At 68.1% G+C, this 8,157-nt stretch carries 8 protein-coding genes; 6 read left to right on the top strand and 2 right to left on the bottom strand.

Annotated features, from left to right (window positions below; translation table 11 throughout):
• The 4 genes from infB to H7J73_RS10925 all read left to right on the top strand — a co-directional run.
• Positions 1-2,005, top strand: a 2,005-nt coding sequence (infB, locus tag H7J73_RS10940; RefSeq protein WP_264067373.1) for a translation initiation factor IF-2, incomplete at its 5' end; no start/stop codon positions are given.
• A 52-nt stretch (positions 2,006-2,057) separates the two neighbouring features.
• Positions 2,058-2,573, top strand: coding sequence for a 30S ribosome-binding factor RbfA (rbfA, locus tag H7J73_RS10935; protein ID WP_264067372.1), 516 nt, complete (start codon positions 2,058-2,060; stop codon positions 2,571-2,573).
• On the top strand, positions 2,548-3,555 hold the full coding sequence (locus H7J73_RS10930) for a DHH family phosphoesterase (protein ID WP_264067371.1): 1,008 nt from the start codon (positions 2,548-2,550) through the stop codon (positions 3,553-3,555). The genes rbfA and H7J73_RS10930 overlap by 26 nt, the downstream gene beginning before the upstream one ends.
• Complete coding sequence (locus H7J73_RS10925; protein WP_264067370.1) at positions 3,548-4,873, top strand: MATE family efflux transporter; 1,326 nt, start codon at positions 3,548-3,550, stop codon at positions 4,871-4,873. The genes H7J73_RS10930 and H7J73_RS10925 overlap by 8 nt, the downstream gene beginning before the upstream one ends.
• Positions 4,874-4,905: 32 nt before the next feature.
• On the opposite strand, the gene H7J73_RS10920 is transcribed toward H7J73_RS10925, so the two are convergent.
• Positions 4,906-5,661, bottom strand: a complete 756-nt coding sequence (locus H7J73_RS10920) for an enoyl-CoA hydratase (protein ID WP_264067369.1) — start codon at positions 5,659-5,661, stop codon at positions 4,906-4,908.
• Between the two features lie 22 nt (positions 5,662-5,683).
• Here H7J73_RS10920 and H7J73_RS10915 point away from each other — a divergent pair, with 22 nt between their 5' ends.
• Both H7J73_RS10915 and H7J73_RS10910 read left to right on the top strand, forming a co-directional pair.
• Positions 5,684-5,956 carry a DUF2277 domain-containing protein gene (locus tag H7J73_RS10915; RefSeq protein WP_264067382.1) on the top strand — a complete coding sequence of 91 codons (273 nt, stop codon included), beginning with the start codon at positions 5,684-5,686 and terminating at the stop codon, positions 5,954-5,956.
• The gene (locus H7J73_RS10910; protein WP_264067368.1) at positions 5,953-6,498 is read left to right on the top strand and encodes a DUF1802 family protein; all 546 of its coding nucleotides are present in this window, start codon (positions 5,953-5,955) and stop codon (positions 6,496-6,498) included. The genes H7J73_RS10915 and H7J73_RS10910 overlap by 4 nt, the downstream gene beginning before the upstream one ends.
• Here the strand turns inward: H7J73_RS10910 and H7J73_RS10905 are convergent.
• A complete protein-coding gene (locus H7J73_RS10905) occupies positions 6,483-8,087 on the bottom strand; it encodes a CocE/NonD family hydrolase (RefSeq protein WP_264067381.1) in 1,605 nt (534 codons plus the stop codon). The two genes, H7J73_RS10910 and H7J73_RS10905, sit on opposite strands and share 16 nt — an antisense overlap.
• Positions 8,088-8,157: the final 70 nt, after the last annotated feature.

Raw genomic sequence — 8,157 nt, 5'->3', positions numbered from 1 at the left:
CGGCGCCCCAGGCGGCGCGGCAGCCGGTGGTTTCCGTGGTCGCCCCGGCGGCGGCGGTGGCGGCGGTCGTCCCGGCCAGCGCGGTGGCGCGGCAGGTGCGTTCGGTCGTCCCGGTGGCGCAGTCCGTCGTGGCCGCAAGTCGAAGCGGGCGAAACGCGCCGAGTACGAAAGCATGCAGGCACCGGTCGTTGGTGGCGTGCGGTTGCCGCAGGGCAACGGCGAGACCATCCGGTTGGCCCGTGGCGCATCCCTGGTGGACTTCGCCGACAAGATCGATGCCAACCCGGCATCGCTGGTACAGGCGCTGTTCAACCTCGGCGAGATGGTGACCGCCACCCAGTCCGTGGGTGATGAGACCCTCGAACTGCTCGGCAGCGAGATGAACTACATCGTTCAGGTCGTGTCCCCGGAAGACGAGGACCGCGAGCTGCTGTCCTCCTTCGACCTCACCTACGGCGAGGACGAGGGTGGCGAGGACGACCTGGAGTTCCGTCCGCCGGTCGTCACCGTCATGGGTCACGTCGACCACGGCAAGACGCGCCTGCTGGACACGATCCGCAACGCCACGGTCCGCGAGGGCGAGGCCGGCGGCATCACCCAGCACATCGGTGCTTACCAGGTGCTGACCGAGCTGGAGGGCAACGAGCGACTGGTTACCTTCATCGACACCCCCGGTCACGAGGCGTTCACCGCCATGCGTGCCCGTGGTGCCAAGGCCACCGACATCGCGGTGTTGGTGGTCGCGGCCGACGACGGCGTCATGCCGCAGACGGTGGAGGCCATCAACCACGCGCAGGCAGCCGACGTGCCGATCGTGGTGGCGGTCAACAAGATCGACAAGGAAGGCGCGGATCCCCAGCGGATCCGGTCGCAGCTCACCGAATACGGCCTGGTGGCCGAGGAGTTCGGTGGCGACACCATGTTCGTCGACATTTCCGCCAAGAACGGCACGAATATCGACGCGCTGCTCGAAGCCGTCCTGCTGACCGCCGACGCCTCCCTGGATCTGCGGGCGAACCCCGACATGGAAGCCCAGGGTGTGGCGATCGAGGCGCACCTGGACCGCGGTCGCGGTCCGGTGGCCACCGTGCTCATTGCGCGCGGCACGCTGCGGGTCGGCGACTCGATCGTGGCAGGCGATGCCTACGGGCGGGTCCGTCGCATGGTCGACGAGCACGGCGAAGACGTCCACGAGGCGCTGCCGTCGCGGCCGGTCCAGGTCATCGGCTTCACGTCGGTGCCGGGCGCCGGTGACAACCTGCTGGTGGTCGACGAAGACCGCATTGCCCGTCAGATCGCCGATCGTCGCAGTGCCCGTAAGCGCAACGCGCTGGCGGCACGGACCCGCAAGCGCATCAGCCTGGATGATCTCGATGCAGCGTTGAAGGAGACTTCGCAGCTGAACTTGATCCTCAAGGGCGACAACTCTGGCACCGTCGAGGCGCTGGAAGAGGCGCTGCTCGGCATCGAGATCGACGATGAGGTGGAACTGCGCGTCATCGACCGCGGCGTCGGTGGTGTCACCGAGACCAACGTCAACCTGGCGTCGGCGTCGGACGCGATCATCATCGGGTTCAACGTCCGCGCCGAGGGCAAGGCCACCGAGCTGGCGAACCGCGAAGGTGTCGACATCCGGTACTACTCGGTGATCTACCAGGCCATCGATGAGATCCAGGCCGCGCTCAGGGGCATGCTCAAGCCGGTCTACGAGGAGAAGGAGCTCGGCCGCGCCGAGATCCGGGCGATCTTCCGATCGTCCAAGGTCGGCAACATCGCAGGCTGCCTGGTCCAGTCGGGCATCATGCGGCGTAACGCCAAGGCCCGTCTGCTCCGCGACAACGTCGTGGTCGCCGAGAACCTGACCGTGTCCTCGCTCAAGCGGGAGAAGGACGACGCCACCGAGGTGCGCGAGGGTTATGAGTGCGGTCTGACGCTGACGTACGGCGACATCAAAGAAGGCGATGTCATCGAGACGTACGAACTGGTCGAAAAGGCGCGCGTCTAGATGAGCGAAGCGAACAAGACAATGAAGGCACGGGTCTAGGTGGAGCGTCGTAATGGTTGATGTAGGACGGGCCCGTCGGCTCTCCAAGCGCATCGGCACCATAGTCGCCTCAGCGATCGAGTTCGAGATCAAAGATCCCCCGTTGGCCTTCGTGACCATCACGGACACGAAGGTGACGGGTGATCTGCACGACGCCACCGTCTACTACACGGTGCGTGGCGTGACTCTCGACGACGATCCGGACTACGCAGGTGCGGCCGCAGCCCTGGAACGGGCCAAAGGCACCCTGCGGACCCGGGTCGGGGCCGGCACCGGCGTGCGGTTCACCCCGACGCTGACGTTCGCGCTGGACAAGGTTCCTGAGACGTCCCAGAAAATGGAGGAGCTGCTGGCCCGTGCGCGCGCGGCCGACGCCGAACTCGCCAGGGTTCGGGAGGGCGCCAAGCCGGCCGGTGAAGCGGACCCGTACCGTGTGAGTGGGGTGGAAGAGGCTACCGGGGGAGCTGACGACGACACTGACGAGTGGGACGCTGAGGAATCCGTTGACCGCGATCGACCCGAAGACTGACACTGTCGTAGCTGGACGCCGGGTAGGCGCCGATGAAGCAGTCGAAGTGCTGGTTGCTGCACAGAGTGTCGTAGTGATCTGCCATGTTTTCCCCGACGCGGACACCATCGGAGCCGGCCTCGCGCTGGCTCAGGTGCTGGAGCGCTCAGGCAGGGCCGTCGAGGTCAGTTTCGCCGCCCCCGCCACGTTGCCGGAGTCGCTGTGCAGCCTGCCGGGCGGTCATTTGCTGGTCTCTCCCGACGAGGTCAGCACCGATGCCGATCTGGTGGTCACGGTCGACATTCCGAGCATCAACCGGCTCGGCGCGCTGCGCGAGCTGGTCGAGCCCCAACACCGCGACGTGGAGGTGTTGGTCATCGACCATCACGCTTCCAATCAGCTGTTCGGGACCGCCAACTACGTCGACCCGTCCGCGGATTCGACCACTTTGCTGATCGCCGAGCTGCTCGACGCCTGGGGCGAGGCGATCGACCCAGCCATCGGACACTGCCTGTACGCCGGGCTGACCACCGACACCGGATCGTTTCGCTGGGCCAGCGCCCGTGCCCACCGGCTCGCCGCGCGCCTGGTCGAACTGGGGGTGGACAACGCGACGATCAGCCGCACCCTGCTGGACACCCACCCGTTCGCGTGGCTGCCGATGCTGTCGCGGGTGCTGTCCTCTGCGCGGCTGAAGCCCGACGCGGCCGGCGGCCGCGGACTGGTGTACGCCGTCGTCGGCTACCGGGAGTGGGCCGATGCCAGGCCGGAAGAGGTCGAGAGCATCGTCGACATCGTTCGCACCACCCAGCAGGCCGAGGTCGCTGCGGTGTTCAAGGAGATCGAGCCACAGCACTGGTCGGTATCCATGCGCGCCAAGACATTTGACCTGGCGGCGGTGGCCATGACGTTCGGCGGCGGCGGGCACCGGCTCGCCGCGGGTTATTCGGCGACGGGATCGGCCGACGAGGTGGTCCAGGCGCTGAGTTCAGCCCTTGGCTGAGGCAACCGCTGTCCCGTCGGGGAGGCGGATAGCCGGACTGGCGCTGCCGGCGCTTGGCGTGCTGGCTGCCGAACCGCTCTATCTCCTGTTCGACCTCGCGGTCGTCGGACGCCTGGGCGCGCTGCCGTTGGCCGGCTTGGCGATCGGCGGCCTGGTACTCGGCCTGGTGGCCTCGCAACTGACCTTCCTGTCCTACGGGACGACCGCCCGGTCGGCCCGGTATTTCGGAGCCGGCGACCGCCCGTCCGCGGTCGGTGAGGGTGTGCAGGCCACCTGGCTGGCGATCGGGCTGGGCACCGTGATTGCTCTGGTCGTCGAAGTCGTTGGGGCTCCACTGGTTTGGGCTATAGCTGATGGCGGCGAGATCGCGGCGCAAGCCTTGCCGTGGCTGCGGATCGCAGTCCTCGGCGCCCCGGCGATCCTGATTTCGTTGGCAGGGAACGGCTGGATGCGGGGTGTGCAGGACACTGCACGTCCGTTGCGGTTCGTGATCGCCGGGTTCGCGTTGTCGGCGGTGTTGTGTCCGGTGCTGGTGTACGGCTGGCTGGGTCTGCCTCGGCTCGGGCTGACGGGTTCGGCGGTGGCCAACCTGGCGGGGCAGTCGCTGGCCGGACTGCTGTTCCTGTCGGCGCTGCTCGCCGAGCGGGTGCCACTGCGCCCACTACCCGTGGTGCTACGGGCCCAGGTGGTGATGGGGCGCGATCTGCTGGTGCGCACCCTGGCCTTCCAAGCGTGTTTCGTGTCGGCGGCTGCGGTGGCCGCCCGCTTCGGGGCGGCTGCGGTGGCCGCGCATCAGGTGGTGCTGCAGCTATGGAGTTTCCTTGCGCTGGTGCTGGATTCGTTGGCGATCGCGGCGCAATCTCTCGTCGGGGCCGCCCTGGGCGGTGGTCACACCGCGCATGCGAGGTCGGTGGCCTGGCGGGTGACGATTTTCTCGGCAGTGGCGGCGGCGCTGCTCGCATCGGTGATCGCGATCGGCGGATCGGTGATCCCGGCGCTGTTCACCGACGATCGGTCGGTGCTCGACGAGATCGGGGTGCCGTGGTGGTTCCTGGTGGCCCAGCTGCCGATCGCCGGGATCGTCTTCGCGCTTGACGGGGTGCTGCTCGGCGCGGGAGATGCGCGTTTCATGCGCAACGCCACCCTGGCCAGTGCGCTACTCGGGTTCCTCCCGTTGATCTGGCTGTCACTGGCGTTCGGGTGGGGACTGTTCGGCATCTGGTCGGGCCTGACCACCTTCATGGTGCTGCGGTTGGTCTTCGTCGGCTGGCGGGCGTTATCGGGACGCTGGCTGGTGGCGGGGACCAGCCCGGCCTGAGTCGGACCCGCAAAGGGTGGAACGGGCCGGCGTTACCGCACCTGGGCCCGACCGCGGTCCAGCACGGCGTCGCGGTTGGCGGCGATATCGTCGCCGCTGGTGCTGCGCATCCACTTGCGCGCCGACTCGGCTTCGATCCACAACGACGCATCGGTCTGCGCGGCATCGATGCGGTGATAGGAATCCAGCAGTGCATGGACCGCGTGCTGGTTGTTACCGACGATTGACGTGGCAACTGCCCGCGCGGCCGTCAACAGCTGGTCGTGCGGTACCACCTCGGTGACCAGACCGGCCCGCAGTGCGTCGTCGGCCGACAGGTAGTCGCCGGTCAGGCTCATGCGCCTGGCCATTCCGACGCCCACCTTCTGCGGAAGTCGCACCGAAAGGCCCCACGTCGGAAGCAGCCCCACCCGGGCGTGCGTGTCGGCGAACCTGGCCCGGTCCGACGCGATCAGCACATCGCAGTACAGGGCCAACTCGAGGCCGCCGGTGACCGCGGCGCCGTTGATCGCGCCGATCACGGGTTTGGTCATCGCGGGCCAGCGCGGCGAGATGTCGGGCAGCGCTGTCGAATCGCCGAGCTCCTTGAGGTCGAGGCCGGCGCAGAACACTGGGTCGGCGCCGGTGAGTATGACGACGTCGACGCCCGGCTCGGCCTCGGCGTCGGCCAGCGCGGCGAAGAACCGGTCCCGCAGCGCCGACGACAAGGCGTTGCGCGACTGTGGCCGGTTCAGCGTCAGGGTCTGGATTCGCTCTTCGGTCTCGATGAGGAGGATGTCGTTCGTCATGGAGCCAACCTATCGTGGTGGCATGTGCCGAAACATCACCGAGCTGCGCGGGCTTGAGCCCGCTGCCACCGACGAGGAGATCGAGGCCGCCGCCAGGCAGTACGTCCGCAAAGTCAGCGGGATCACCCGCCCCTCCGGGGCCAATGTCGGACCCTTGGAGAAGGCGGTCGCGGAGGTCACGGCCACCACCACCCGGCTGCTCGACCAGCTTCCGCAGCGCCGGCAGCCGCCCACAACCGTTCCGCCGCTGCGCCGGCCCGAGGTACGTGCGCGCATCGCCGCAGCCGCGAAGTGACCGCCGCCCTCAAAGAGTGGAGTGCGGCGGTACAGGCTCTGTTGGCAGGCAGCCAGACCGTGCTGCTGCGCAAGGGCGGAATCCATGAGAAACGCTTCGACGTCTCGGCCACCGATTTCCTGCTGTTCCCGACGGTCGCGCACAGCCACGCCGAACGGGTCCGCCCCGAGTACCAGGATTTACTCGGTCCTGCCGCCGCCGACAGTACCGAGACCCATATCGTCATCCGCGCCGCAGCGAAAGTCATTGCCGCAATTGAGGTTCGACGACCCGATCAGCTCGACGAGATCGCCGATCTACATATCTGGACCGCAGACTCGGTGCGCGCCGACCGGCTCGACTTCCGGCCCAAGCATCTGTTGACGGTGCTCGTCGTGCAGGCCAGCCCGCTCGTGCGGGCGGTCACCTTGGCCCGCACTCCCGAATTCGGGGGCTGCACAAGCTGGGTTTCGCTACCGGGCGCTACCCAAGTCGGGTCGCCCGTGCACGACGACGCCGTATTGCACGAGATTGCCGAGCGGGTCGGTCAGCACGTCGGCTGACGGTCGACGGGCAGGATCAGCCGTGACGGCATCGGGCCCGCCCCGAGGGCCACGCTGTGCGTGGCGGGCGCCATCGCCCGGCCCGTCAGCGCGGGTTCGTCGGTGCCCAGGTTTCGGGCGTAGCGCGGGTGCGAACCGCCCGCGATGATCACCCGGATCCGGTGACCGGCCCGGAACCGGTAGGCGATGTCGTCTAGCTCGAGCCGCAGGCCGGCGCGGTCGCCGTCGCCGGTGTACCGCTGGAAGCCGTCGCTGACATTGCGTGAACGGCCCTTCGGGTCAACCTCGCTGAGTCGGACGAACACATCGTGGTTGGGGTTGTCGCAGGTATGTGCCAACTCGACCACCGGTGTTCCCAGCACCGTCAGATCGGAGGCCAACGCCGCCCCGGTGAAGCTGATGACGTCGGTGCGCTCGGCCAGTGCGCTGTCATCGCGGTAGCCGCTGCTCGGCGAGAGCAGTCGGCCGCCGATCGTCGGGGTGGGATCGGCCGGATCGAAGGTGAAACTGGCGGGTGTGGGGGACGCCGCCGGGAGGGTGTCGACCAAGCCGCCCGCCGCCCCCAGATACATCACCTGCTCGCACGTCGTAGCCGGTGGCCAGTCGGGTAGGTCGACCCAGCCGCCGTGGACAATCTCCACCTCCACCGGGCTACGGTCCGGCTCCGGCTGGTGGGCCAGGTGCGTGCCCAGCCACGCCAACGACTCCCTGCCGACCAGGGCCGCCGCTCGTGTCGTCATCTGACCGTGGGTCCAGGGGCCGACGGTCAGGGCAACGGTCGCCCCCCGATCGCGCAGCTGCCGGTACTGCAGCAGCGTCTGGTGTAGAAACGTGTCCTGCCAGCCGGTGAGCAGCAGGATCGGGACGTCGACCTGTTCCAGCGCCGCCGACATCTGCCGCGGCACCCAGTACGGGTCGCCGGCGTCCGGTTTTGCCAGCCAGGACTCGTACCACCTGGCCTTCGTGCCGAGCAGTTCGCGTGCCGCCGCGCCCATCGGGGCTCGGCCGGCCACCTCTTCGACGATTCTGCCGGCCTGCAGACCTCGCACGATCTTGCGTAGTCGGGCCGGATCGTCCTGATGCGCCATCGCATCGCTCCAGCCGAGGAAGTCGCTGACCGCGAACGCACCGCGTCCCCAGGAGACCTCGTGGAAGTCGTGCGGCCCGACGGTGATGACGGCGGCGGCCAACTCGGGCGGCGGATCCGACAACATTGCCCACTGGGTGTATCCCAGATACGACAGGCCGATGGTCGCGAACGAGCCGGTGAACCACGGCTGATCTCGCAGCCACGCAGCGGTGTCGTGCCCGTCGGCGGCCTCGTTGACGATCGGCTCGAACTCGCCGCCGGAGCCCTGGGTTCCACGGACACTCTGCTGGATCACGTGGTATCCGCGGGCGGCGTAGATGGCCCCGTACAGCGACGTAAATGGCCATTTGCGGGGATACGGCGTGCGGACCAGCAAGGTGCCCGCCGGGCTCGACGTGCGTGGCGCGTAATGATCGGCGAGCAGTTCGACACCGTCGCGCATGGGCACCCGCACGTCACGATGCACGCAGAACTCCGTCGTCGGCGCCGGCATCCGCATGGCCCGGCTGATCGCTCGGCGGGTGCTTGTGCGCAGGACAGTTCCGAGGGTCACCCGGACAGGCTACCGG

Source organism: Mycolicibacterium komossense (assembly GCF_025822605.1).
Classification (GTDB): Bacteria; Actinomycetota; Actinomycetes; order Mycobacteriales; family Mycobacteriaceae; genus Mycobacterium; species Mycobacterium komossense.
The sequence above is the reverse complement of the archived record's forward strand: the minus strand, read 5'-3'. Positions and strand labels throughout refer to the sequence as shown.

Excerpts from the sequence above, each read along its gene's own strand:
- H7J73_RS10920 (WP_264067369.1), bottom strand. The coding sequence starts at position 5,661 with ATGACGAACGACATCCTCCTCATCGAGACCGAAGAGCGAATCCAGACC.
- rbfA (WP_264067372.1), top strand. The coding sequence starts at position 2,058 with ATGGTTGATGTAGGACGGGCCCGTCGGCTCTCCAAGCGCATCGGCACC.
- H7J73_RS10905 (WP_264067381.1), bottom strand. The coding sequence starts at position 8,087 with ATGCGGATGCCGGCGCCGACGACGGAGTTCTGCGTGCATCGTGACGTG.
- H7J73_RS10915 (WP_264067382.1), top strand. The coding sequence starts at position 5,684 with ATGTGCCGAAACATCACCGAGCTGCGCGGGCTTGAGCCCGCTGCCACC.